Origin of the sequence: Paenibacillus sp. 1001270B_150601_E10 (assembly GCF_015558675.1) — a bacterium.
Lineage (GTDB): Bacteria > Bacillota > Bacilli > Paenibacillales > Paenibacillaceae > Paenibacillus_B.
The window spans coordinates 306,605-329,300 of the sequence record NZ_JADMOL010000006.1 but is presented as its reverse complement, the minus strand read 5'-3'; the positions used below and the strand labels follow the sequence as shown (position 1 = coordinate 329,300).

At 44.7% G+C, this 22,696-nt stretch carries 27 protein-coding genes and 1 pseudogene; 19 read left to right on the top strand and 9 right to left on the bottom strand.

The window, feature by feature from the left end:
• Positions 1 to 331: 331 nt before the first annotated feature.
• From I2H74_RS16165 to I2H74_RS16110, 11 genes and pseudogenes are all read left to right on the top strand, one after another.
• A complete protein-coding gene (locus I2H74_RS16165) occupies positions 332 to 796 on the top strand; it encodes a GNAT family N-acetyltransferase (RefSeq protein ID WP_195575246.1) in 465 nt (154 codons plus the stop codon).
• A 123-nt stretch (positions 797 to 919) separates the two neighbouring features.
• Positions 920 to 1,597, top strand: a pseudogene (locus tag I2H74_RS24750) (phosphotransferase).
• 337 nt (positions 1,598 to 1,934) lie between these two features.
• Positions 1,935 to 2,984: an NAD(P)/FAD-dependent oxidoreductase gene (locus tag I2H74_RS16145; protein WP_195575242.1), complete on the top strand. Its 1,050-nt coding sequence runs from the start codon at positions 1,935 to 1,937 to the stop codon at positions 2,982 to 2,984.
• Positions 2,985 to 3,383: 399 nt separating this feature from the next.
• A complete protein-coding gene (locus I2H74_RS16140) occupies positions 3,384 to 4,355 on the top strand; it encodes a GNAT family N-acetyltransferase (protein WP_195575241.1) in 972 nt (323 codons plus the stop codon).
• Complete coding sequence (locus I2H74_RS25315) at positions 4,346 to 4,549, top strand: HAD hydrolase-like protein (RefSeq protein ID WP_195575280.1); 204 nt, start codon at positions 4,346 to 4,348, stop codon at positions 4,547 to 4,549. Before I2H74_RS16140 ends, I2H74_RS25315 begins: the two co-directional genes overlap by 10 nt.
• 75 nt (positions 4,550 to 4,624) lie before the next feature.
• Positions 4,625 to 5,026 carry a GNAT family N-acetyltransferase gene (locus I2H74_RS16130; RefSeq protein ID WP_195575240.1) on the top strand — a complete coding sequence of 134 codons (402 nt, stop codon included), beginning with the start codon at positions 4,625 to 4,627 and terminating at the stop codon, positions 5,024 to 5,026.
• A gap of 258 nt (positions 5,027 to 5,284) precedes the next feature.
• Positions 5,285 to 6,061: a class I SAM-dependent methyltransferase gene (locus tag I2H74_RS16125; RefSeq protein WP_195575239.1), complete on the top strand. Its 777-nt coding sequence runs from the start codon at positions 5,285 to 5,287 to the stop codon at positions 6,059 to 6,061.
• A gap of 67 nt (positions 6,062 to 6,128) precedes the next feature.
• Entirely contained in the window at positions 6,129 to 6,587 is a 459-nt protein-coding gene (locus tag I2H74_RS16120; RefSeq protein WP_195575238.1) for a GNAT family N-acetyltransferase, read from the top strand.
• Positions 6,588 to 6,613: 26 nt separating this feature from the next.
• The gene (locus I2H74_RS16115) at positions 6,614 to 7,102 is read left to right on the top strand and encodes an SDR family NAD(P)-dependent oxidoreductase (RefSeq protein ID WP_229106736.1); all 489 of its coding nucleotides are present in this window, start codon (positions 6,614 to 6,616) and stop codon (positions 7,100 to 7,102) included.
• A 51-nt stretch (positions 7,103 to 7,153) separates the two neighbouring features.
• Complete coding sequence (locus I2H74_RS24745) at positions 7,154 to 7,354, top strand: hypothetical protein (RefSeq protein ID WP_229106735.1); 201 nt, start codon at positions 7,154 to 7,156, stop codon at positions 7,352 to 7,354.
• Between the two features lie 122 nt (positions 7,355 to 7,476).
• Positions 7,477 to 7,785, top strand: a complete 309-nt coding sequence (locus I2H74_RS16110; protein WP_195575237.1) for an antibiotic biosynthesis monooxygenase — start codon at positions 7,477 to 7,479, stop codon at positions 7,783 to 7,785.
• Positions 7,786 to 7,908: 123 nt separating this feature from the next.
• Here the strand turns inward: I2H74_RS16110 and I2H74_RS16105 are convergent, their stop codons facing one another.
• A complete protein-coding gene (locus I2H74_RS16105; protein WP_195575236.1) occupies positions 7,909 to 8,094 on the bottom strand; it encodes a hypothetical protein in 186 nt (61 codons plus the stop codon).
• A 120-nt stretch (positions 8,095 to 8,214) separates the two neighbouring features.
• On the opposite strand from I2H74_RS16105, the gene I2H74_RS16100 reads away from it, so the two are divergent.
• On the top strand, positions 8,215 to 10,029 hold the full coding sequence (locus I2H74_RS16100) for an SgrR family transcriptional regulator (RefSeq protein WP_195575235.1): 1,815 nt from the start codon (positions 8,215 to 8,217) through the stop codon (positions 10,027 to 10,029).
• A gap of 52 nt (positions 10,030 to 10,081) precedes the next feature.
• Here the strand turns inward: I2H74_RS16100 and I2H74_RS16095 are convergent, their stop codons facing one another.
• The gene (locus I2H74_RS16095; protein ID WP_195575234.1) at positions 10,082 to 10,990 is read right to left on the bottom strand and encodes a LysR family transcriptional regulator; all 909 of its coding nucleotides are present in this window, start codon (positions 10,988 to 10,990) and stop codon (positions 10,082 to 10,084) included.
• Positions 10,991 to 11,119: 129 nt separating this feature from the next.
• Between I2H74_RS16095 and I2H74_RS16090 the strand changes: the two genes are divergently transcribed.
• The 5 genes from I2H74_RS16090 (at position 11,120) to I2H74_RS16070 (ending at position 13,951) form a co-directional block, all read left to right on the top strand.
• A complete protein-coding gene (locus tag I2H74_RS16090) occupies positions 11,120 to 11,869 on the top strand; it encodes an SDR family NAD(P)-dependent oxidoreductase (RefSeq protein ID WP_195575233.1) in 750 nt (249 codons plus the stop codon).
• Between the two features lie 249 nt (positions 11,870 to 12,118).
• On the top strand, positions 12,119 to 12,313 hold the full coding sequence (locus tag I2H74_RS16085) for a DUF4177 domain-containing protein (RefSeq protein WP_195575232.1): 195 nt from the start codon (positions 12,119 to 12,121) through the stop codon (positions 12,311 to 12,313).
• A gap of 15 nt (positions 12,314 to 12,328) precedes the next feature.
• The gene (locus tag I2H74_RS16080; protein WP_195575231.1) at positions 12,329 to 12,892 is read left to right on the top strand and encodes a DUF1697 domain-containing protein; all 564 of its coding nucleotides are present in this window, start codon (positions 12,329 to 12,331) and stop codon (positions 12,890 to 12,892) included.
• Positions 12,889 to 13,596: a metallophosphoesterase family protein gene (locus I2H74_RS16075; protein WP_195575230.1), complete on the top strand. Its 708-nt coding sequence runs from the start codon at positions 12,889 to 12,891 to the stop codon at positions 13,594 to 13,596. The genes I2H74_RS16080 and I2H74_RS16075 overlap by 4 nt, the downstream gene beginning before the upstream one ends.
• Before the next feature lie 43 nt (positions 13,597 to 13,639).
• Positions 13,640 to 13,951, top strand: a complete 312-nt coding sequence (locus I2H74_RS16070; protein ID WP_229106734.1) for a nucleoside triphosphate pyrophosphohydrolase — start codon at positions 13,640 to 13,642, stop codon at positions 13,949 to 13,951.
• A gap of 48 nt (positions 13,952 to 13,999) precedes the next feature.
• On the opposite strand, the gene I2H74_RS16065 is transcribed toward I2H74_RS16070, so the two are convergent.
• From I2H74_RS16065 to I2H74_RS16045, 5 genes are all read right to left on the bottom strand, one after another.
• Positions 14,000 to 15,388 carry an amino acid permease gene (locus I2H74_RS16065; protein ID WP_195575228.1) on the bottom strand — a complete coding sequence of 463 codons (1,389 nt, stop codon included), beginning with the start codon at positions 15,386 to 15,388 and terminating at the stop codon, positions 14,000 to 14,002.
• Between the two features lie 321 nt (positions 15,389 to 15,709).
• On the bottom strand, positions 15,710 to 16,909 hold the full coding sequence (locus I2H74_RS16060; protein WP_195575227.1) for an MFS transporter: 1,200 nt from the start codon (positions 16,907 to 16,909) through the stop codon (positions 15,710 to 15,712).
• Between the two features lie 65 nt (positions 16,910 to 16,974).
• Complete coding sequence (locus tag I2H74_RS16055; protein WP_195575226.1) at positions 16,975 to 17,190, bottom strand: cysteine-rich CWC family protein; 216 nt, start codon at positions 17,188 to 17,190, stop codon at positions 16,975 to 16,977.
• Positions 17,191 to 17,232: 42 nt separating this feature from the next.
• Complete coding sequence (locus I2H74_RS16050) at positions 17,233 to 17,700, bottom strand: GNAT family N-acetyltransferase (protein ID WP_195575225.1); 468 nt, start codon at positions 17,698 to 17,700, stop codon at positions 17,233 to 17,235.
• Positions 17,701 to 17,922: 222 nt separating this feature from the next.
• Positions 17,923 to 18,318 carry a YxeA family protein gene (locus I2H74_RS16045; protein ID WP_195575224.1) on the bottom strand — a complete coding sequence of 132 codons (396 nt, stop codon included), beginning with the start codon at positions 18,316 to 18,318 and terminating at the stop codon, positions 17,923 to 17,925.
• A 227-nt stretch (positions 18,319 to 18,545) separates the two neighbouring features.
• On the opposite strand from I2H74_RS16045, the gene I2H74_RS16040 reads away from it, so the two are divergent.
• On the top strand, positions 18,546 to 18,812 hold the full coding sequence (locus I2H74_RS16040; RefSeq protein WP_195575223.1) for a hypothetical protein: 267 nt from the start codon (positions 18,546 to 18,548) through the stop codon (positions 18,810 to 18,812).
• Between the two features lie 38 nt (positions 18,813 to 18,850).
• Here I2H74_RS16040 and I2H74_RS16035 read toward each other — a convergent pair whose 3' ends face one another.
• Positions 18,851 to 20,116, bottom strand: coding sequence for an MFS transporter (locus I2H74_RS16035; protein WP_195575222.1), 1,266 nt, complete (start codon positions 20,114 to 20,116; stop codon positions 18,851 to 18,853).
• A 159-nt stretch (positions 20,117 to 20,275) separates the two neighbouring features.
• The gene (locus tag I2H74_RS16030; RefSeq protein WP_195575221.1) at positions 20,276 to 21,376 is read right to left on the bottom strand and encodes a saccharopine dehydrogenase family protein; all 1,101 of its coding nucleotides are present in this window, start codon (positions 21,374 to 21,376) and stop codon (positions 20,276 to 20,278) included.
• Positions 21,377 to 21,538: 162 nt separating this feature from the next.
• On the opposite strand from I2H74_RS16030, the gene I2H74_RS16025 reads away from it, so the two are divergent.
• On the top strand, positions 21,539 to 22,618 hold the full coding sequence (locus tag I2H74_RS16025) for a helix-turn-helix transcriptional regulator (RefSeq protein WP_195575220.1): 1,080 nt from the start codon (positions 21,539 to 21,541) through the stop codon (positions 22,616 to 22,618).
• The last annotated feature ends 78 nt before the right edge of the window (positions 22,619 to 22,696 follow it).

Here is a 22,696-nt window from a genome sequence, read left to right as displayed (position 1 = left end):
CGCCAGCTTTCAGCTTAGGGCTTTTTTCAATGTCTACAAAAATGGGGCTTGACCAATAAGAAGACGGGGGTTTTGTTTAATCCTTAGCAGCGCTGTTATAGGTACATGCTCAATTTTATTTTGCTCTCAGCAGCAGCAAAAGAATGAATAACTATAGAGAAGTTTGGTATACAGATTAACGAAGGGATGATTCATACTAATAATAGAAGGAGGAATTACCATATATTGATAAATGAATCCTGCATAAAATGATAGTTTCGACTGAAATTAAGGTGCTATATATACGTTAATTGGTCTAGACAATATACGAACTTCTTGGGGGGATATCGCGATGACTGTGCACATTTCCAAAGCTTCTCTTGCAGACGCACAAGAAAGCTTACAGCTACAGCATCTTTGTTATCAAATCGAAGCGGAACTTTATGACGACTATCAAATTCAGCCCTTAACACAGTCCATTCAGGATATTGAACAAGAATTTCAACAATTGATTGTGTTAAAAGCAGTACATAATTCTACTATCGTAGGATCGGTAAGAGCATATGATACGGAGGGGACATGCCATGTAGGTAAGCTGATCGTACATCCTGACTATCAAAATCAAGGGATTGCAACGCAATTGATGAACCAACTCGAAACTTGCTTTAGTCATTGCAGCAGATTTGAACTGTACACAGGCTATCGTAGTGAACGCAATCTCTATCTATATCGCAAACTTGGATATGTTCCTTTCAAAACGGTTAAGGTGCATGAGCGACTGAGCTTTATCTATCTAGAGAAAAAAAGAGGAGTATAAATATGGAAAAAACATCAAGAGAATAAACCGTTCGTTCTTCGATCAGTTCTTCAAGGAAACTATTTAAGGGATCTATTATCTGATCATTACAATATCGGGGATTGGCTGGAATGTAAATATTTATTGCGAGGTCTGTATGATACTTATAAGGTAACGACGAGTACAGGCAGCTATATCCTTCGACTTTATCGGGCTGAAGTATCTGAACAACGTGTAGAGCAGGAGATGCATCTTATCGAATCATTGTCATCTCTGCTGACAAAGGGAATAACTAAAGCTGCTGTAGCTGTTGTGAACCAAAATCATGAATGGTACTGTTCTGTACATGCCCCAGAGGGAACTCGATATGCCGTGTTGTTTCGATATGCGAACGGAGTAGAACCTGCTTTGCATGATGAGGCTTCCTGTTTTTCGTTTGGGAGATCGGCAGTAGAACTGCATGATGCAATGGATCGAATCGCTAGCTTCCCTGACACTAAAAGACTAGACTTGGATTTCCTCATTTAACAGCCCTTACGATCTATCATTCGATATATCGGTGTTGAACATCCCCAAACGTTATTCTTAACTTCTTTTGTTGATCGACTAATGTACCAAGTCAAATCTAAATTAGAACAAGGTTTAGATTGGGGGATGATCCACGGGGATATGCATGGAAACAATAATGTTCAGTACAATGGTGAACATTTTACTCATATTGATTTTGAATGGTCAGGACTAGGTTGGAGAGCCTATGACCTAGCTCAAGTGTGGCTGTCTAGAAGGAAACACTATTCAACGGATCAAGCTGAGCTTCTGTAGAATGCGATCCTTAAAGGATATCGTTCTATTCGTCCTTTATCTGCAAATGATGAGCATGCAATCAGTGATTTTGCCATGGTGAGAAGATTATGGGTGATGAGTCTTGATGTTGCTTTTATTGAGTCCGACAGTGGCTTTTTGGACTTCGGAGAGGATTGGCTTCATGCATTTGTGCAAGAGTTTCAACAATACTTACAAGGACTTGAGCTTTTAACCATAGAGGGAAAATAAGGATTGATTGTTTACTCCCATAATGATACACTATCGATATTGATAATCATTATCACTGATGTTATCATATCATTATCATTAATCTGTGGGAGGATACAACACAGCTATGCATACAAAATCAATCTTAGATATTACGATTATTGGCGGAGGACCAGCAGGATTATTTGCTGCCTTTTATAGCGGTTTAAGAGAAATGAGCACCAAGATTATTGAGTACCAGCCATTTCTAGGCGGCAAGGTACATATTTATCCGGAGAAAATGATCTGGGATATCGGCGGACTCACACCGGTAACGGGTGCTCAGCTTATTGAGCAGATGATAAACCAAGGCCTAACCTTCAATCCTGAAGTTGTCCTCGGCGAAAAGGTGACATCCATTTCTCAGGAGGACGATGGAATCTTCACGCTGCAAACTGCATCTGGACAGAATCATTATTCAAAGGCAGTGATTCTGGCAGTCGGCGGAGGAATCATTAATCCTACGAAGCTTAATATAGAAGGCGCTGAACGATTCGAAGTAAACAACCTGCATTATACGGTGAAGTCGCTTGCTCGCTTCAAAGGAAAAAGAGTGCTCATCTCTGGCGGAGGGAACGCGGCGATTGACTGGGCAAACGAATTGGAGTCCATTGCTGAGAAGGTTTACCTCACTTATCGAAAAGACAATCTTAAAGGTCACGAGGCGGAAGTGACTCGCCTGCTTGAGAGTTCGGTGGATTGTTTGTTCAATACGACGATTGAGAAGCTTGTGGCTGCAACGGACCATGATACCATTGATCAAGTCGTATTGAAGAAAGAAGATGGACAGGAACTTACCCTGCAAGTTGATGAAGTCATTATCAACCATGGATATGAGAGAGATAAAGATCTGATCGCAAATAGTGAAGTGAACATCAAGATGTTCGATGATTACTGCTTAGATGGCACTGCTCTTAGTGAGACCTCGGTTCCAGGTATCTTTGCAGCTGGTGATATTTTGTATCATGAAGGCAAAGTACATCTAATCGCAGGTGCGTTCCATGATGCTGCGAATGCGGTAAACAGAGCCAAAGTATACATTTCACCTGATGCAAGAGCCTATGGCATGGTATCCTCCCATAATGATCTATTCACAGAGAAGAATCGTGAGCTAAAACAACATCTCTATGCGAAATAGATTGATGGTGCATTTGCACCTAATCAGCACAAAACGCACTTTTCAGTCATAAATGAAAATGATACAATAATTAACATTAAATCAAGATCCAGCTAAAGATCATTGTTATCTAGGCTGGGTCTTGATTTTTTTGATTACATCAAATGATGAACAGCAAGCTATCAGGCATAGTATGAGATGTCTAAGCTTTCCACTTGGGTGGAAAAATTGACTATGTTGTTTTACATAGGGTGAAGCTGTGGACTTTTTGATTGTATGAAAAGAGGACATAGCATTGTCAGAAACATACCTTTAGTATGGAGCTATATGAGGAGGCGATCACTCCGATACTGATTTAAACTGTTAACAGACGATACACCAATTCGATAAATCCAAATCATTATATACTGAGGTGAAACGATGTTTAATACCGTTCGAAAAATACAACTTCCAGACGATTATGCATCCATTGTTCAACTCCTGAATGATATCCTGTCTGAACCAACCACGATTGAGAACTTGACAGAGGAAGATCGCAAGATTCCTTCTGTGGGTTCTCTATATCGAAATGAGGATGGCTTACTCAGCGGACATGATCGCGAGCGTCTTGTGATCGTTGATAGCAAGCAGCAAGTAAGAGGTTACGGCATTTCTTGGAGGGCACCATGGACAGCCGCTGGTGAATTGAATCAAACTTTAGTTATTGATCCTGCATATCGCAAAACAGGACTAGGCACTGAATTGTATGCAACGTTAGAGGAATGGGCAGTTCAGAATGCCGCAAGCAAGCTGAACATTGTCGTGCAGGATGATGATGTGAATTCCATTGCCTTCGCAACAAAGATGGGCTACGAGATGGAGAGACATACTTTTGAGTCTGTGTTGAATCTCGCAAACTTTAATAGGGAAGCATGTCCGTCTGCAAGCTGCCCGTATGACATTATCGCCTTATCTGATCTCACAGAACCAGATAGAGAAGAAAAGCTGTATGAGCTGTATCGAGAAACGAATGTTGACGTTCCTGGTGCAAGCGGAGACTTTTTCGACCTTCATGAATGGAAAAAATGGACGCTCGAACTGCCAGGCTCAAAGCCTGAGTATGTGCTTATAGCACGTGACGGAGACAAGATGATCGGCGTTGCTCATCTTCTGTATCATGAAGCGACACAGAGCATGTATCACGAATATACCGGTGTAAAGAAGGAGTACCGCGGTCAGGGAATCGGATTAGCATTGAAGCTTCGTACGATCGAGCTTGCCCTTCATCATCAGATTACCTATTTGCGTACTCATAATGACTCTTTGAATAAGCCTATGTTAAGAATCAACCGTGACCATTTAGGCTTCGAGGCGGTTCCGGGTCACTATAAAATGGTCAAGAGATTGTCTTAGGTGCAGCAGCAGAGCAATGTTTATTTGTTGGCGATCATCCCATTAACGATGTTCAAGGTGCCAGTGAAGCGGGTCTCCAAGCGATTTGGTACAAGGGCAATAAGTCGTGGGATGATTCGCTAAAGAAGCCGAAGATGACCATTGAGCAATTAGATGAGCTCATTCACATCTTAAAAGGTATCAGCAGTGTTTAACATTACGGGAACGTTAGGTCGTTATAATGGATATTTGAATCTTCAACAACTATAGCTGATTGGAGCGTGCATTTCATGAATATAAAGTATGTGGAAACGAAGCAAGACATCACCGCGAAAGATGTATCGCGTGTATTCGAAGCTTCTGGCATCAAGCGGCCTTATCAAGATCTGGAGCGAATGGAACGCATGATACAAAATGCGGATGTCTTGATCACTGCATGGCATGAGAATAAGATGGTCGGGCTTGCTAGAGCCATAACAGACTTTTCTTATTGCTGCTATCTCTCTGATTTGGCTGTTGACAAAGAATATCAACGCTATGGCATCGGTAGGGAACTTGTTAAACGTGTAAAGGATCAGATTGGAGAAGAATCGTCACTTATTCTTCTGTCTTCGCCTATCGCGATGGAATACTATCCGAAGCTCGGATTCAGCAAAGCAGATAATGCTTATATCATCAAGCGAGCGAAGTAATCGCAAGAAGAGAGAAGCATGGAGCATTTCAACATCGGTGCGCTGGTTGGAACTTCATAATCTTCAAGATATGGAGCAGGAGATGTGCCATCAACCACGAAATAGATTAGTTGTAACCTCAAGAATGTATACGCGATCTCGCTAGTCGCACGGTACATCAAACATCCTTCACGAGACGCCATTACGTGCAAAGAGTAGATGGATTCTAATGGCCAAGCCTCGGCCATTGGGAGAAAATATCACATGGAGGTACATCCCATGCAGAGTAAACATACCTTTGATCACGTCGTCGAAGAATATGACAAGTATAGACCCTCCTATCCGAAGACGCTATTTGAAGACATTATTCGATTCTCTCATCTCGAAAAAACAGATCGAATCCTTGAGATTGGCTGCGGAACGGGAAAGGCGACCTCCGGATTCGTAGACCTTGGGTACACCAATATGATGTGTATCGAGTTAGGTTCCAATCTGGCGAAGCATACTGCAGACAGGTTCAGATCCGTTAAGGAAGTGGAAGTGAGAAACAATTCCTTTGAAGACTGGGACGATGCAGATGAAAGCTATGCACTAGCCACCTCGGCAACGGCCTTTCATTTTATTGACCCCGTCTATGGTTATGACAAAGTGAAGCGATTGCTGCGTCCTGGCGGCTCGATCGCCTTTTTCTGGACTGTTCATGTTCAACAGTTCGATGAACTCCATCATGAGATTAGAGAATTATACAAGGAGCTTGCTCCACATCTAGAGGACTCCAATACGGAGACCCCGGATAAGGTGATTAGCAAGCGAAAAGATGAAATGGAGCAAAGTGAATACTTTGGTCACGTTACGGTCATTGAATACCGTTGGAAGCAAAGTTATACAAGTGAACAATATATCGGCTTATTACATACGCATTCCGGACATCAGATGCTCCAAGAGGAGATAAGAGCCACTTTGTTTGCTCAGATGAAGGAGCGCATTGATGAACATGGTGGAACCATAACGAAGCAGCAGCTTGTGGCTCTATTTTTAGGAAAGAAGCACGGCTAGATAACAAGCCTAAGCCTCCTGCTTCCGAATAAATGACGATTAGGCAAAATTGAAAAGAGGGATTGGCATGGCGATCAATGTTCAAATTTCACAAGCTACCATTCATGATCTGGAGGACTTGGTCATTATCTTTGACCAGTATCGAGCATTCTACCAGCAGCCCTCGGATCTTAAAGAAGCAAGACGCTTTTTATTTGAAAAGTTTGAACATCGGGAATCTGTCATCTTTGTCGCAAAGGATTACGAGACGAAGCAGATCATAGGCTTTGCACAGCTATATCCTAGCTTTTCCTCGATCACGATGCAGCGTTCCTGGATTCTTAATGATCTGTATGTTGCGCCAAAGCATCGCAAACTAGGTATTGCGAGTAGCCTTATTCTTGCTGCAAAGGAGTACGCCATTCGTACCCAAGCAAAAGGATTAGAACTGAGCACAGCGAATGACAATGCGTCAGCGCAGAAATTATATGAACAATTGGGCTTTAAGAGAGACGAAGACTTTATTCACTACTATCTCACCCTGTAATAGAGGAGTGGGAAAGGGGCATTTAGATGAATAGAAGCTGCTTCATCATTACAGGAACCTCCAAGGGCATCGGAGAGCATCTTTCCCGCATGCTCCTAGAACGAGGCCATTTGGTCGTCGGGATTGCCCGAAGAAGCTCTGAGGCTCTTCTTGCTTATACGAGTTATACCCACATCTCTTATGATTTGAGCGATGCGGAAGGGCTTGAGCCCTTAATTTCATCTGTCATTCAGCAACTCGATCTGGAGAATTTCGGCATGGCCGCTCTCATTAATAATGCCAGCATGCTGGAGCCGCTAAAGCCAATTGAGCAATGCTCTAGCGAGGAGTTGACGAGAAGCCTGCATGTTTCATTTCTTGCACCTATGATTCTAACCTCAACCTTTATCCGACATTCGGAGCACCTATCCCTACAGCGCAAGGTCATGAATATCTCCTCTGGTTCTGGTATCTATCCTGCTCCTGGAATGAGTGCATACTGCTCAGCCAAAGCTGGACTCAATATGTTCACATAGTGTGTGGGTCAGGAACAACTATACAAGAACAATCCAGTGGAGATCATCGCTGTGGATCCGGGCATGGTGGACACCGATATGCAGAAACTGGCTAGAGAGCAGGATTCACAGAGCTTTGAGCTGGCTCAAGCCTTTCAGCAAGCTTATGAGGCTGGGCAGCTGATCTCCAAGGATGCTATCTGCACCCATCTTATTCGGCTGATAGAAGCTCCCTTTGAGCCAGGAAGACTCATCCATTATGCTGAATCTTAAGAAATGACCTGCTTTGGATTTGAGATCTTCCTGTATGATTCGATATAATAAGAGAGACAGGAATATTTGCCCATCTATCTATGGACAGGGCGATCAACAAAGGGTTAAGCGGAGGGGATAGCATGTTGGTTGTAACAAACACCATTCGAATTAAAGAGGGCTATGGCGCACAGGTAGCAGAACGATTTGCGCAAGCAAAAGGCGTACAAACGATGCCAGGCTTTGTAAGAATGGAGGCATGGCTTGGACAAGGTGCTGAAGGCGAGGAAGAACTGAAGGTATGTACTGTGTGGGAGAACGAGGAAGCATTCAAGAACTGGACCTCTAGTGAAGCGTTCAAAGAATCACATCGCGGTGCAGGCGGGAGTAAAGAAGTCATGTTGGGGGCATCACTCAATAAGTATCAATTAGTCGTCAGCCATCAAGCATAAATCCAGTCGTTAACCGCATAGATATGTAAAAAGTAAGCGTGCTTTCTCATCTTTTGGATGTGAAGTCACGCTTATTTACATGTGAGAACGGCCCCTTTTGTTCCATGATTGATCTAGGCATCATCAATTGAACCAAATGAAAGAGCGAACTTTCTCAAAGTTGCGAGCAAGCTGTTCTCTTGAAGAAGGAGCTTTATCGAGGAGAGTAGGATCGAACTGGCGAAATGCTCCTTCGCGATCCCATTGTTCTAGCTCCTCTTGTTGATACCATCGTAATAACTCAGCAACGTGCAGCTCAGTTCCGTTCATGATCAATCCTCCTTTGATACCTTCATTATGTGCTCGCAAAGGGAAAGGAAAAAGAGTATAGTTTTATCAAATAATTTCCTCTTTTATGGAACGTGCTGCGGATATGGAGGGATACTGATAATGCAAGGTATTGATCGATACTCTACTCTATATGACAAGCTATTGGAAATGGATGGAGACATAGGCAAGCCGATAGAGGTATCGCTAGAACTATTAGCAGAGACATGGTTCTGTACAGTTCGCAATGTCAAGCTGGTTATCCGCAAGCTGGAGGAAGAAGGCTGGATTGCTTGGCAGGCAGGACGAGGACGAGGACATCTGTCACGAATCACCTTATTAGTAGAGAAGGATATGCTGGTACTGGAGCATGCGCAGCAGCATGTGACGAAAGGCGAATACAAACAGGCATTTGAGCTCCTCGATGCATATCGTGAGGACACGCAGGTCAAACGGCTTTTTATCAACTGGCTAAACAACCAATTTGGCCATCATACGGAGACTCGGCTAGGGATGTCCGAGGCGGATGTACTTCGCTTTCCCGTCTATCATCCGTTAATTACGCTCGATACCGCTGAATTGGTGTATGCCTTTGATTCACATATGGTTCGGCAGATCTTTAGCACTCTCGTTCAATTCGATCATGTCAGAAATACCATTATTCCTTGCATCGCTCATACGTGGGAGCATAACGAGGACGCAACCGTATGGACCTTTTATCTTCGAAAAGGGGTATTGTTTCATCATGGACGGGAGCTAACGGCGGAAGACGTCATCTTTACGATAGAAAGGCTTCGCTGCAACAGGACGCAGAGCTGGATGGTAAGGACGATTGAATCCTTCGAACAGCTAGGCATTTATGCGATTCGTATTCAATTGTCGATGTCAAATTGGCTCTTTCTGCGATTGTTGTGTTCGACGACACTCTCCGTTGTGCCATGTGACTGGGGAGGTTTGAATGAGGAAGCATTTTGGCGCATGCCCTCAGGGACAGGGCCGTTCCAAATGGTAGAGTGGAGTGAGAGTCAATGCGTGCTCAAAGCTCATCATGCCCATTTTCAGGGAAGACCTCATCTGGATATCGTGATTATTGCCTTTATGCCGATTGCATCTGCACCGTATGTGCAAGATGCCTCATGGCCAAGACTGATGTATGGCAGCGATTACCGAGGAACCATGTCCGACGTCGAGTGGAAGCGTATGGAGTGGCTCTCACGCGGATGCAACCTACTGCACTGGAATTTGCGCAAGGATGGTCCTCAGCGTTCGTTAGCTTTCCGTCAGGCTGTCAATGTTCTGATTGATCGGCACCGCATGATCGAAGAGTTGGGCGAGGATCGTGTGTATCCTGCAAGAGGGTTCTACCCGAAAGAAAGCACGCCCTATGAAGAGGATGTCTATGATCCAGAATACGGGCAAGACCTGCTCCAGGAAGCGGGCTATGACGGTACGCCGATCAAGCTGATAAGCAACGCAAAGCATGAGAAGGATGTGCTTTGGATACAGTCGTGCTTAAGGCAGTATGGTATACGGGTAATGGTGGAGATTGATGGTTGGATGGAAGTAAGAGAGCAAGAGCAAATAGCAGCAGCAGATGGCATTATTAATGGTTTGATATTAGCAGAGGAAGAAGTATGTCTCTTGGAAATGTTTGAGCAACAAGGGAACTTCGCCAAAGCCTGCATGAGTTCAAAGATGAATCGATGGATACAGAAGAAGATCGACAAGGCATTATCCTGCCAGAAGCCGCATGAACGATGGGCCTATCTGGAATCCATTGAACGAAGGATTATTGAGGAAAGCTCCATTCTATTTTTGCTTCATAAAAAGTTCAATACACAATTTCATCATAGCGTCAGAGGGGTGGGAATCAATTCGCTTGGCTGGATTGATTTTAAAAATGTATGGGTCGCCCCTCACTCGACAGCGGAACTATAAATAGGAAGGAGGCCTCCTGCAAGAACGGATGAAGGCCTCTTTATTTGTTTACCTAGGCTCCATATTGGGACAGCCGGTATTTGAGCTTCTGTATGAAGAGCTCGGAAGCCTTCGGGAAATGCCTGCCTTCTGCGCGCACCCAGCCGAGATCAACAGGCAAGGTATGGTCAATCTCGAGTGCTAAGAGCACAATCTCTCCTTGTTGAACAGAAGGCTCATTCCAGAAGGAGAAGTTAAGCCCAATGGTGGAGGCAAGACCGTCGCGCACCGCTTTCACAATAGCACTTGTGTTATTCGTATAGAACATTACATTAGCAGGATCAAGCTGCGTACGGTAGCGCTCCATAAATCCTCTTAAATACTCCTCGTTGTATAAGACCAAGCCCTCATTCTTCAATTCTTCTAACGTAATCGATTTGCTTAAAGCAAGGGGGGAATGCCGGTTGACGGCAACCACCATTTCTCCTCGCAGCAATCTTCCAACAGACAAGCCTGTATACTTTTGTTTGAACTGCTCTGACAGAATAACTAGGCCGAGGTCAAATTCGTTTTGTCTAACGTCATCCAAGATCTGATCGATCCCTTTTTCTTGAACACTGAATTGAATGTAGGGATAGTCCCGCTTAAAGTCCAAGATTGCATCCATCGCAAGCAGCAAGGGCCCTGGAAAGGCAGCAAGCCTCAGTTCCCCATCCTGTGTATTCGCATACCCGCTTGCTTCATCACGAAGCTCCTCGGCTTTAGCGACAACCTCGAATGCTTTTTTTATCAAGATTTGTCCTTCTGGCGTTGGAACCGCACCAGCTCTAGAACGAAAGAATAACGTCACGCCTAGCTCATGTTCTAGATTCGCAATGGATTGGCTAACAGCAGATAGCGTAATATGAAGCCTCTGCGCAGCGGCAGTAAACGACCCAGACTTGGCAACTTCGACGGCACAGGTAAGCTGTTCTAATTGCATCGGCATCATCCTTAAGTAATAGTTAACATTACATAAATAGGTTTAAATATTCTTAATGATAAATCAGAGTTACAATAAATTCAAGCAAGGACATTTGTCACATTACTAACCGAATCGGGGGTATTTTATATGTCTACACAACGAGTGGCTGTTATCACAGGTGGAGCAAGTGGGATTGGTAGAGAAACATGTATCAAGTTTGCAAAAGAAGGAGATCGCGTCATTGTCGCAGACTTTAATGAAAAAGGCGGCCAAGAGACGGTTGAGCTCATTCGCAGCACTGGTGGAGAAGCGGAATTTGTAAAAGTAGATGTGACGAAGCTCGAGGAAGTCGAAGCGCTTGTCGAGAAAGCCGTTGAGCTCTACGGCCGAATCGACGTGATGTTCAATAACGCGGGTATTGGCGGCGCAGGTCCAGTGCTGACGCAAGATATGGATCTGTATCATCGTACTATTAATGTAAACCAGCATGGTGTCGCTTACGGCATTATCGCAGCAGGCAATAAGATGAAAAAGTTAGGCATCCATGGCGTCATTATTAATACAGCATCTGTCTTTGGTTTCTTGGCTTCCCCGGGTACATTTGCTTATCATGCAACGAAAGGCGCTGTAATCATGATGAGTAAGTCTGCTGCGCTAGAATTGTCACCTTACGGCATTCGCGTTGTGGCTGTGGCTCCTGGGGCTGTTGATACTCCGATTATTCAAGGCTTTAAGGATCGTGGCATGCTCGACAGCATGCGTGCTAAAGTCATCGGTGGGGAATTGACTAAGCCTGAAACGGTTGCTAATACGGTGTACTTGATTTCCTTAAAAGATGCAGAAGCAATTAACGGCAGTGTTGTTATGGCTGACCAAGGCTATGCTTCTTTCAAATAATCCACATATTCATAAGCCTGATGGACAGATAAATAGAATGTTTATCAATGTCACTATCATGTGGCGCTTACTTCCTCCCATTGAGGTTGTAGGCGTCTTTTTTCGTAATCTTAGTCAATTATTTGTGACCTTTGCTTTGTGAATTCGTGACAAGCAGGTAATAAAGGGGCTAAGGTCGAAGTTAATAATAACCTTTTCGGAAGAATTTTGCTGGATAGCAATCAAGCCTAACTACAAAGGAGAATCATTATGGAACAATGGGAATATCGCACACTTAAATATGCAACTGGCGGTTTTTTGGGAGGGAAAATTGATGAACAGGAGTTTCAGGATGAACTGAATGAGTTTGGAAGCCAAGGCTGGGAGTTGGTTTCCTGCTTCGATACAAGTCAGTCGCAAGGAGCATCTCGAGATATTATCGTGGTCTTCAAACGAAGAAAATAATCTGGAGGAACTGCGATGACGACATTTTTAGCATTGCTAAGAGGAATTAATGTAGGCGGCCATAACAAGATTAAGATGGCTGACTTAAAGCAGTTGTGTGAATCCATTGGCTTGAAAAACGTAGAAACGTACATACAAAGCGGGAATGTCCTATTTGAAACGGATCAAGATGAATGCAGCTTACAAACAAGGATTGAGGAAGAGATCAGAAACGTATTCGGTTTTTCAGTTACCGTCGTGCTTCGAACAGGAAAGGAGCTTCTCCAAGTGGCTAATCATTGTCCTTTCACAGCAGCAGAGATCAAGTCCGCTGAAGCAACCGCACAGGGTGAGTGCCTGCATGTCGCCTTTTTGCTCAAGCAGCCAACGGCAGAAGAAATAGAGCTTCTAAGGCCTTACGAGAATGATGCTGAGCAATATCAGATCATTGGTCGTGAAGTATATTTGCTGTATCATGATAGCATCCGGCATGCAAAGCTTGGAAGCCAGCTGCACAAATTGGGGTCGCCTGCGACAATCCGTAATTGGAAGACGGTATTGAAGCTTGCGTCCATGATTGAAGCGAGGGATCTGCGATGAGACGGACTCTGATTGTGAGTGATATTCACGGCTGTATCAAGCCGTTCAATCGGTTGCTGGAGCAGGAGGGTTATAATGCTGCAAAGGATAAGCTCATCCTGCTTGGGGATTATGTAGATCGCGGGCCTCATAGCAAAGAGGTGGTCGATCGCGTCATGGAGCTTGTTCAAGATCACGGAGCGATAGCACTTAGAGGGAATCATGACCATCGCTTTGTCCAGCTCATTCGCACGAATCTTCCCGATACGAAGGCGCGTTTCCTCAAATATGGGGGTGTCGCAACTCTTTCGAGCTATATGAAAGCCAGCAAGCCTCCAAAGCCTTTAACCACCTCCAATGCCAAAATTCAATACATTAGAAAACATTATGCTCGCCACATCCAGTTTCTCGAGAAGCTGCCTCTGTATTATGAGGACGAGCACCATATCTTCGTACATGCAGGGATCAATCCTAAATATGCAAGGTGGCAGGATCAACCTGAGCATGATTTTATGTACATCCGTGATGAGTTTCATCATGCCAAGCTTGAGCTCGCGAAGATGGTTGTGTTCGGACATACAAAGACGAGCAAACTTCATGCATCATCGGATATTTGGTTTAGCGATGGCAAGATAGGGATTGATGGGGGCTGTGCCTATGGCAAGCAGCTTAACATGCTGATCTTTGAAGAGGGAACGTACAGAACAGCGTTTGTGAAAGGATAACGGAATGAGCTGGGGATTTATGAATAAAGAAAGGAATGATTTAATGAGCAATGGACATAAGGTTGTTCGAGACCGTATACCAGCTATTCTAGACGAGCAAGGTCTCAAATACGAGATCAAGACGCTTAGTGATGAGGATTATCTTGAGGGATTAATTCGTAAACTGGATGAAGAAGTGAACGAGTATAAAGCAGATCGTACCATAGAAGAGCTCGCTGACATCTTGGAAGTCGTACAGAGCATCGCAAGAATAAGCGGCGTCAGCAAAGCTGAATTAGAAGAGCTGCGCGAGAAGAAAGCAGCAGCGAACGGCGGCTTCACGAAAAATTTGTACCTTGAAAGAATCGGTGATTGAGCCCAAGTACAATAAAAGCCCGCAGCATGCGCGGGCTTTTGAATAGGGCTATTTTTGATTCAAGTGGCTCCTTTTGCGGGAATAGCTGAAGTAGATCAAGCTTCCAATGCCAATCCAGATAACAAAGGAAATCCATGTAATCAGCGGCAAGCTTGATGCAAGATAAATGCACAGCAAAGCACTGATTGCTGGCAGCACGGGTACGAAAGGTACTCTGAAAGATGCTTTCAGATCCGGAAATTTCTTTCTTAATACAATGATTGCAATCGAGATCAGCGTAAACGCCGCAAGTGTCCCCATATTGACCAAATGGGCCAAAGTCGTAAGGTCCACAAAGCCAGCAATGCCTGCTGCGACGAAGCCGGTAAGCCACGTGTTTTTGAATGGAGTATGTGTATTCTTATTAACCCTAGCAAACATTTTAGGCAGCAAACCGTCACGGCTCATTGCATAGGAAAGGCGTACCTGCGCGTAGATAAGAGCCAAGATAACCGTTGTGATCCCAAATACAGCACCAACAGAGATAATACCAGCCACTTGATTCTGTCCAACGGAATTCAAGGCTAAAGCAACAGGCGCACCTACGTTCAACTCTGTATAGGAGATCATACCGGTTAATACTCCTGATACGGTCATGTATAACAATGTACAGATGAGGAGGGATGCAATAATCCCAATCGGCATGGTTTTCTTTGGATCCTTTACTTCCTCTGAAGCTGTGGCGATCACGTCAAAGCCGATGTAAGCAAAAAACACCGTTGCAGCACCGGTAATAATGCCGTTAAATCCGAATGGGACAAAGGGGGTCCAGTTGTCTGGCTTCACGTACCACACGCCAACAAAGATAAAAAGTAAGATTACCGCTAACTTCACAAACACCATGAAATTGTTGAACTTGATGCTCTCCTTCACACCTTTGCTGACCAGCGCAGTAATAAGAAGAATGATAAGCACTGCAGGCAGATCAATAAGTCCGCCTTTGCCCATGCTTGGAGCAGAAGTCAGAATTGCAGGAATATGAATGTCAAAGCCAGCCAGCAGCGACTGAAAATAAGCCGACCATCCTGTTGATACAGCGGATATCGCGAGAACGTACTCCAGCATCAAGTCCCATCCTATCAAAAAGGCGAACAATTCCCCTAAGGTAGCATAAGTGTATGTATACACACTTCCTGATACCGGTACGGCTGAAGAGAATTCCGCATAACAGAAAGCAGCAAGCGCACAGGCGATTCCAGCCAGTACAAAGGATAGAATGATTGCGGGCCCCGATGATTCAGCCGCCACTACACCAGTAACGACAAAGATCCCCGTCCCAATAACGCATCCAACCCCAAGAAAGATTAGATCCATTAAAGACATCGTACGTGCCAGCTCTTTTTTCTCGCTTTGAGCAAGCATATGGGCTAGCTGTTTTTTTCGAAACAATGAACTCATAGATGACCTCCTTAACCAAAACGAAACCATGAAACGATAGCTCATCCCCTATTTATGTGGGAAAATGGCAATAACTATACATCCACGTTCGAAAATATCTATTATATGAATCTATCACAGGCTGAAGCCGCGACAAGGAGAGATAGATCACAACTTCAATGTCATTTCGCATTTTTTTGTTCTCAAATGAAAAAAAGAACAGCAAAAGCTGCTCTTTTTCATTTTCAGCATACATGCTCCTAGTCGATGATGTTGCATTCATCATCTGATCAGCTACATTTGCTGCTGCAAGCTTGTGACCTGCTGTCAATCACTTCGGCTCTATACGTTCCTTTGAATTCGATTCGAAAGGATACGGTTAAGCAGCTCCGAACTTAGAAGCAGGACACCTGCGGATAGAAGCGCGGCATATGGAAAGATGCCCGTACTATATTGACTCGCTAATAATCCGAGCAAAGGTGGCAGGAATGTGGTGCCTGTATAGGCAACGGCCATTTGAATCCCCATGATCGATTGAGAATGTTCCCGTCCGAAGCGGACAGGGGTCTCATGCAGCATGCAAGGATAAATGGGCGCCAATCCTAAACCGATCAAGATGAATCCAATAAGCGAGTAGACAGTGGGAAGAGGGAGAACAAGCGCCACCGTACCAACTACTGCCGTAATCTGTCCGCATCTGATCATCAACCGGTTGCTTAGCTTTAACGTAATGAAGCCGCTTAGGAATCGGCCAACCGTCAAGCCTCCGTAGAAGAGCGAGACCCATTGCGCAGCTGTTGATACCGATAACCCTTTTGTATTAACGAGATAGCTGCTGCCCCAAAGTCCCATCATCGCCTCGACTCCGCAATAAAAGAAGAAGGAGAGCAAACCGATCTTTACCCCTTTAATTTGCAGCGGTCGGATAGGGGGATTAGGAGCCATATCGCTTGTTAATTCTTCCGCGTTCGATTCGGAAGTTGACTTCGTGCTTTGCAGGCGTGACCATAAAGGCAAGCTGAGAATAAGAATGCCTACTAGTACAAATTGAATAATTGAAATATTCAAATAACCGTCGCGCCATGAGCCTTGATGTGCAATGGAATAAGACATCATAAATGGGCTGAGTGTTGCGCCAATCCCCCAAAAGCAGTGAAGCCAGCTCATGTGATGTGCCTTATAATGCATGGCTACGACATTGTTCAGCGTTGCATCTACCGCTCCAGCACCTAATCCAAGCGGCACGGAGCATACGATGAGCCAGAGCATGGAGGGAGACATGGCGTATCCCCATAATGCTGCAGCCGTGAGTAGAACACTGATAGCTGTAATCTTGCCAGTACCTAAGATTCTGTTCAAATATCCGCTTGCAAGACTTGAAAGAATCGTGCCACTTGCAATGATCATATACAGAATGCCTGCGGATTCCAACGATTGATGCATGTCCTCCTGCATGACAGGCCAGCCTACACCTAGCAAAGAATCAGGTAGACCTAGACTGATAAATGCTAAATAAATGATCAATAGTAGTAGAGATGCCATATATGCTCCCTTTTCTCGTTCACTAACCAAAATGAACCATTACCTCGTAATCTTTATAAACGCGTTCATGATGGCAACGTTTGTTTCTTGAATTGAAGAACACAAGCTTGACATACACATGCTTTGCGTCGTTTTTCTGCTTGTATACGTTCCAACAGTTCCCTAGGCACCGATGTCGTCATACACCAGCACTCGGTATGAGGCTTGCCCGCTTGATAAGCGCAATGATTGGGCTTTCCACATAAAGGACAGATCTTAGGGTCAATCTCAGGAGTCGTCATGTTTAAGTCCACCTTCTCGTAATGATCAATAAAAAAGTCCGCTTACAATGATTTGATATACCACATATCACATGCATAATGCTCAGATTCTTGAAGCGGCTTATCCATGGCTTCGAACCCGTGCTTAAGATAAAACCTATTGGCTGCAGTCATGTTGCTTAACGTTTCCAGATAGCACTTCTCATAGTGAATCTTAGCAAACGCTAGTGCGGTTTGAAGCAATTCGTTCGCAATGCCTGATCCACGCGTCTCTTTCAGCGCGTACATTTTTTGCAGCTCGCATACCTGAGGGAAGCCTTCAATTGGTCCAATTCCGCAGCCTGCAATAATGTTGCGATCATGCTCGACTACCCAGTATTTTGATTTCGGTGTCTGATACAATTCATAGAAGCTTCCTAGATTAGGATCTGCCCAAGCAGTGCCTGATTTGTTCGCGCCGAATTCGATCAGACAGGTTCGAATCAGTTTCTCCACCTGTTGATTGTCTCGTTGTTCGATTTCTCTTAACATCTTGCTTACCTCACTGATATCGAATGTCATTTTTGATAGATCTAGACTATCATACTAAAACGTAACATAGTGAGCTATATTTTAAAAGAGTAGACGCACTATAGAAAAACACCTTCATGATGAACTCCCTATCCAATAGGAAAGTAACATCCGAAAGGTGTCTTTGTTATACCAGTTAATGAGGTTAACTTTCATTCGTTCTGTGTTCGAGAAGAGGTGCGATTACAGTCCAAGCTTTATTTTTGTTTTTTCAGGCACTAGATCAGCTTGAACTTCTTCGTAGCTGCCAATTAAATAATGGCCATCAGCATCTTTTAATTCCTGTACCGTTACAAGAAGAATGGCATTCAAGCGAAGGTTTTTATTTGCACTAAAGGTAATTTTCTTCGCAGCTCCATTTTTGTCGTACGCTTCCTGAACATAATGGAAGCGTGTCATGCTATCCTTATCATCAAATTGGATGGTCTCTGCTTTTCCATTTTCCGTCACCACAACATACATGTCAGTCGTATTCATCTGCTTCTTGAGCTTGGCAAAATCAATATTGGATGCCATGAGTACTCCAATTACCACAGAAATGACAAGAACGGCGTATATTATTACTTTGACTGGTTTCATCTCGCAATCACCTGCTTTAAGTTTGATATTCTCTGTGCCATTAGTTTAACGAATAGGGGATAATCATGACATAGAATAGGCTTACGGCGATATGACGATATTGTAAGGTTGCTTTCGATACATTCAAACATCCATTTGAGTATAATAATGGTGAGATTACATGAGGAACTTTACGAGGAAAGTGGTTTAAGGCGCAGAAAGACCCGGTCTTTCACCAGGAGCTCCACATGTTGATTTGCAATCAACAAATCCAGCTCATGCCGAAATTGATCGAGATACAGAATGAGGCTTGCACGTTTCAAAATGGATCAAAACGCGTATGCGACAGCATCATCTGGGCTACAGGCTTTATGCCGGATTACGATTGGGTCGCAATCAAGGGGGTTATCTCAGAAGGAGGATTTCCGATCCATAAAAAAGGGGTAAGTCCGATACAAGGATTGTATAATATCGGATTACCCTGGCAGTCGCAGCGAGGCTCTGCGCTCCTATGAAGTATAGGACGTGATGCAGAACGAATCGCTCGCGAAGTCTATTCGTTTTGTCCTCTCTGAGACCACATCATAACCGGTATCAAGATCAAAGCAAGCAGCCCACCGATGAGAGAAAGTGCTGCATAGCTGGATTGAGCGACAACCATACCTGATAGCGCACCGCCTGACGCTCCAGCAAGAGCAACAAGGACGTCTACGGTTCCTTGTGTTTTTGCTCTGGTATTGGCTTGAGTAGCATCCACGATCAGGGCTGTACCGCTGATCAGTCCGAAGTTCCAACCAAGACCAAGCAGCGCAAGCGCTGTAATGAGCAGAAACATGGAATCAGCAGGCGCGAGGGCAGCAAGCAGTCCAGCAGCAAGCAGCGTTAAGCCGGAAGCAAAGGTCATTGCCTTGCGTCCGATCTTATCAACAAGCATGCCTGTGAGCAGGGAAGGAAGGTACATGGCACCAATATGGATGCCAATGACAAGTCCAACCTCGTGCAAACCATGGCCATGGTGCTTCATATGAACAGGCGTCATGGTCATGATGGCTACCATGACGATCTGTGTTAATACCATTACTGCAGCCCCTACTACAATCCCGCGCTTGCTTGCAGCAGGCTGATCATTCATTATAGGCTGCGAGTCAGCAAGGCCTTGTACTTGATTATTCGCTAAGCTCCTGGCGATGATATACGGATCAGGGCGCAGCAGGATAAATAGAATGATACCAGCTGCCAGGAAGGCAGCTGCTGATAGCATAAACGGTCCTGCAAGCGGGGGGATGCCAAAGGATTGTGCAAATTGTCCCATAACTCCGACGAGATTCGGTGCAGCTACGGCACCAAAGGTGGTCGAGACTAAAGCAACGCTGATTGCAGTGGCGCGCTCTGACTTCTTCGCTAGATCCGTGCCTGCATAACGCGCCTGCAGGTTGGATGCTGTACCAGCACCGTATACAAATAATGAAACGAAGAGCAGCGCGACGCTATTCCATATCGTCGCGAATATAACACCGATCGAACCTAATCCACCAAGCAGGAAGCCCGTTGCAAGTCCACCTCGACGGCCTAATCGTTGGGTAAGCCGACCAACGAGAACAGATGCACATGCTGAGCCTAGAGTTAAGAGAGCTGTTGGGATTCCTGCTAACTGATCAGTGCCAAGCATATCCTGTGCAAGCAGGGCCCCTACCGTTACACCGGCAGCCAGTCCTGCTCCGCCAAATATTTGAGAAAGGACAACGATGTATAGGGTTCGCTTATATAAGCGTCGTTGTGCTTCTTCGGTCTGCCAGATGGTCTGTGTTTGAATCTTCATGCTGCCGCTTTCTATTGGAGTATGCGTCATAAGTGACTACCGCCTTTCAACTAAGTTATACTGCTGTTCATTAACGCATATTCACTTCCAGTTGATCGGCATCTGCACATAGATGTTAAGGACAAAGGGGGCCATGGTTATCCTTTGTGATCTTTGTCATTATAAGGGCAAATGAATCATTTGGGAATGGGAATCCCGTCTGACTTCATAGTCAGCGAGATTGTTAATAATGGATTGAATAGCATTTGGGCGTATGAGCTGCTCAATGTGATATACACCATGAGCGAATGCCTCTTCATATGCTTTTTGTGCAGCGAATACAGCTGTCTGGGCTGTCATACAAGCTTCATGCTTGCCCCGAAGGAAGCATTCAACGACTGCGGGCTTGCCATCCTTTATGCCATATCCATCGACTTTGACAGCAAAGTCTGCTTTTCCGAAGCTAACGCGTCCCATGCTGTGAACCATAATTTGTTCCATCCATTTATTCGTAAAGAGTTTAAGCAAGCCAACCGAACGTGCAGCCGCTATCCCTCTTGTTAGAACCTCCGAATCGAAGCAAAGACGTGTCGACACAGTTGGAATTCCTAAAGTCTTTGGCAGGATATGCTGATCAGAGAAATTAAAACGATAAGCTGTTTTTGTTCCAATAGCTCCTCCGAAGTCAACACGCTTTCCGTCTGAGAAGCTTGTAACGGCATGAGGAATCCCTCCTTGGGTAACGCTGAAACTTGAACTTAAGCTTTGTACAGTCCATTCGATCGCAGCTTGACCATGCTCATCTCCAATGCCAAGCATGATCGTGATATCGATCTGCTGCGCATCGTCCATGAGCTCTATAGCTTGGAGTGCCATGAGATTGGTTAATCCAGGTGCAAGTCCAACACTCAGTAATCCTGAAACACCATTTTCCTTGGCTGCATCATGCAGTTTCTCCACCTGCTGGAGAAAGGCATAGCTGGCAGAAATATCGATATAGTGCGTGCCGCTCAATAAACATGATTTCACGAAGTGATTCTCATTTTGATCAAGACACATCACAACAACCCTGATCTGCTCCAATAGCTGCGGATCACAAGGTTCATATACATTCAACTGAAGAGGTTTCACTTTGCCTCCGGTTGTCCTGCAATATTGTTTGGCTCGGTCTAGGCTGCGACCAGCGGCGATCACTCGTCCTGGATATAATTCCCCAAGTTGGCTGCATATCATTTTCCCTACATGTCCGTAGCCGCCAACCACAAGAATGTGCTCTTTCATTGCTGCTTCCCTCTGCTTTCTATATTAATGAACCTCTTATATACTTACAGTACCTATTCTTATCCAAATTATAGGGAAGCGTAGAGAAGTGACCATCCCAACAATCTGGGGTTTTTATCGTTAGATACACAACACGAGAGTGAATCAGCAAGGAGATACAGCATGGATCATATGGCGCACATTAAACAGAAAATCAATAACTTATCCTACAACACCCATTCTACTCAGCAGTACCGGAAGAAGGTGCTCAACTATCTGAGAAGAGCGGTGTCATTTGATGCAGCCTGCTTTACAACCGTTGACCCTGAAACATTATTATCTGCTGGCTCGGTAACAGTGGGGGATATTGAACAGATTCATCAAAGGCTGTTTGAACATGAATATGTCGTTGAAAATGAGGATTTTAACAGCTTTCAAGCTTTGGCAGCAAAGCAAGTTCCTGTCGAGACACTTAGTCATGCAACGGATGGCGTCATGGAACAAAGCGCACGTTATCGAGAGACGCTCAAGCCTGCAGGTTATATCGACGAGCTAAGAGCAGTTATGAGGGTAGAAGGAAGAGTTTGGGGATTTCTTATTTTATTTCGAAAGCATACGAACAGCTGCTTTTCTGAGACAGAGCGTCTTTTTGTATCTTCGTTAATTTCCTCGATTGCAGGACATATGCGTGAACTCAGCTCCACGATTCCCTCAGAATCGACTGAATCGAAGGGTGAAGGCACGGGGTTATTGGTGCTAACGGAGAATTTACAGATGATCTCATACAATCAAGCGGCGACAGCCTATCTCTCCCGGCTCCAAGCATGGGAAGAAGTGAGAAAGGAAATTCTCCCAAGGCCCATTCGGGCGGTTTGCAATATGGCCCTAACCAAACGAGGTGCCGCAAGGGATGAAGATGAGATGGCAAAAGTATGTATTCATATTCCCGATGGCCCCTTCATGACCATTCGTGCAAGCAAACAAATGACCGTTGAACAAGAAGTGCAGCTTGTCGTCATCATGGAACCTGCTACAGCTTCTGAACTGCTTCCGCTGATTGCAGACAGTTATCGTTTAACGGATCGGGAGAAGGAGATCCTGATGCTGCTTGTAAAGGGGAATTCAACAGTTGAGCTTGCGAAGTCCCTGCATATTTCAGCCTATACGGTACAAGACCATTTAAAGTCCATCTTCATGAAGACAGGAGTGAAGAGTCGCAGGGAACTCATTTGGAAAGTGCACTCTCGTTTCTCCGTCCAGTAGGAGAACAGTACTTTTTGAACCTTTGCAAAGCTTAGAACGCACCGTATGTGGCCGCATGAAGCAATCAATCAGATACTA

Coding starts and splice junctions, on each gene's coding strand:
- I2H74_RS16165 (WP_195575246.1), top strand. CDS start 332: ATGACTGTGCACATTTCCAAAGCTTCTCTTGCAGACGCACAAGAAAGC.
- I2H74_RS16145 (WP_195575242.1), top strand. CDS start 1,935: ATGCATACAAAATCAATCTTAGATATTACGATTATTGGCGGAGGACCA.
- I2H74_RS16140 (WP_195575241.1), top strand. CDS start 3,384: ATGTTTAATACCGTTCGAAAAATACAACTTCCAGACGATTATGCATCC.
- I2H74_RS16130 (WP_195575240.1), top strand. CDS start 4,625: ATGAATATAAAGTATGTGGAAACGAAGCAAGACATCACCGCGAAAGAT.
- I2H74_RS16125 (WP_195575239.1), top strand. CDS start 5,285: ATGCAGAGTAAACATACCTTTGATCACGTCGTCGAAGAATATGACAAG.
- I2H74_RS16120 (WP_195575238.1), top strand. CDS start 6,129: ATGGCGATCAATGTTCAAATTTCACAAGCTACCATTCATGATCTGGAG.
- I2H74_RS16115 (WP_229106736.1), top strand. CDS start 6,614: ATGAATAGAAGCTGCTTCATCATTACAGGAACCTCCAAGGGCATCGGA.
- I2H74_RS16110 (WP_195575237.1), top strand. CDS start 7,477: ATGTTGGTTGTAACAAACACCATTCGAATTAAAGAGGGCTATGGCGCA.
- I2H74_RS16105 (WP_195575236.1), bottom strand. CDS start 8,094: ATGAACGGAACTGAGCTGCACGTTGCTGAGTTATTACGATGGTATCAA.
- I2H74_RS16100 (WP_195575235.1), top strand. CDS start 8,215: ATGCAAGGTATTGATCGATACTCTACTCTATATGACAAGCTATTGGAA.
- I2H74_RS16095 (WP_195575234.1), bottom strand. CDS start 10,990: ATGCAATTAGAACAGCTTACCTGTGCCGTCGAAGTTGCCAAGTCTGGG.
- I2H74_RS16090 (WP_195575233.1), top strand. CDS start 11,120: ATGTCTACACAACGAGTGGCTGTTATCACAGGTGGAGCAAGTGGGATT.
- I2H74_RS16085 (WP_195575232.1), top strand. CDS start 12,119: ATGGAACAATGGGAATATCGCACACTTAAATATGCAACTGGCGGTTTT.
- I2H74_RS16080 (WP_195575231.1), top strand. CDS start 12,329: ATGACGACATTTTTAGCATTGCTAAGAGGAATTAATGTAGGCGGCCAT.
- I2H74_RS16075 (WP_195575230.1), top strand. CDS start 12,889: ATGAGACGGACTCTGATTGTGAGTGATATTCACGGCTGTATCAAGCCG.
- I2H74_RS16070 (WP_229106734.1), top strand. CDS start 13,640: ATGAGCAATGGACATAAGGTTGTTCGAGACCGTATACCAGCTATTCTA.
- I2H74_RS16065 (WP_195575228.1), bottom strand. CDS start 15,388: ATGAGTTCATTGTTTCGAAAAAAACAGCTAGCCCATATGCTTGCTCAA.
- I2H74_RS16060 (WP_195575227.1), bottom strand. CDS start 16,909: ATGGCATCTCTACTACTATTGATCATTTATTTAGCATTTATCAGTCTA.
- I2H74_RS16055 (WP_195575226.1), bottom strand. CDS start 17,190: ATGACGACTCCTGAGATTGACCCTAAGATCTGTCCTTTATGTGGAAAG.
- I2H74_RS16050 (WP_195575225.1), bottom strand. CDS start 17,700: ATGTTAAGAGAAATCGAACAACGAGACAATCAACAGGTGGAGAAACTG.
- I2H74_RS16045 (WP_195575224.1), bottom strand. CDS start 18,318: ATGAAACCAGTCAAAGTAATAATATACGCCGTTCTTGTCATTTCTGTG.
- I2H74_RS16040 (WP_195575223.1), top strand. CDS start 18,546: ATGTTGATTTGCAATCAACAAATCCAGCTCATGCCGAAATTGATCGAG.
- I2H74_RS16035 (WP_195575222.1), bottom strand. CDS start 20,116: ATGAAGATTCAAACACAGACCATCTGGCAGACCGAAGAAGCACAACGA.
- I2H74_RS16030 (WP_195575221.1), bottom strand. CDS start 21,376: ATGAAAGAGCACATTCTTGTGGTTGGCGGCTACGGACATGTAGGGAAA.
- I2H74_RS16025 (WP_195575220.1), top strand. CDS start 21,539: ATGGATCATATGGCGCACATTAAACAGAAAATCAATAACTTATCCTAC.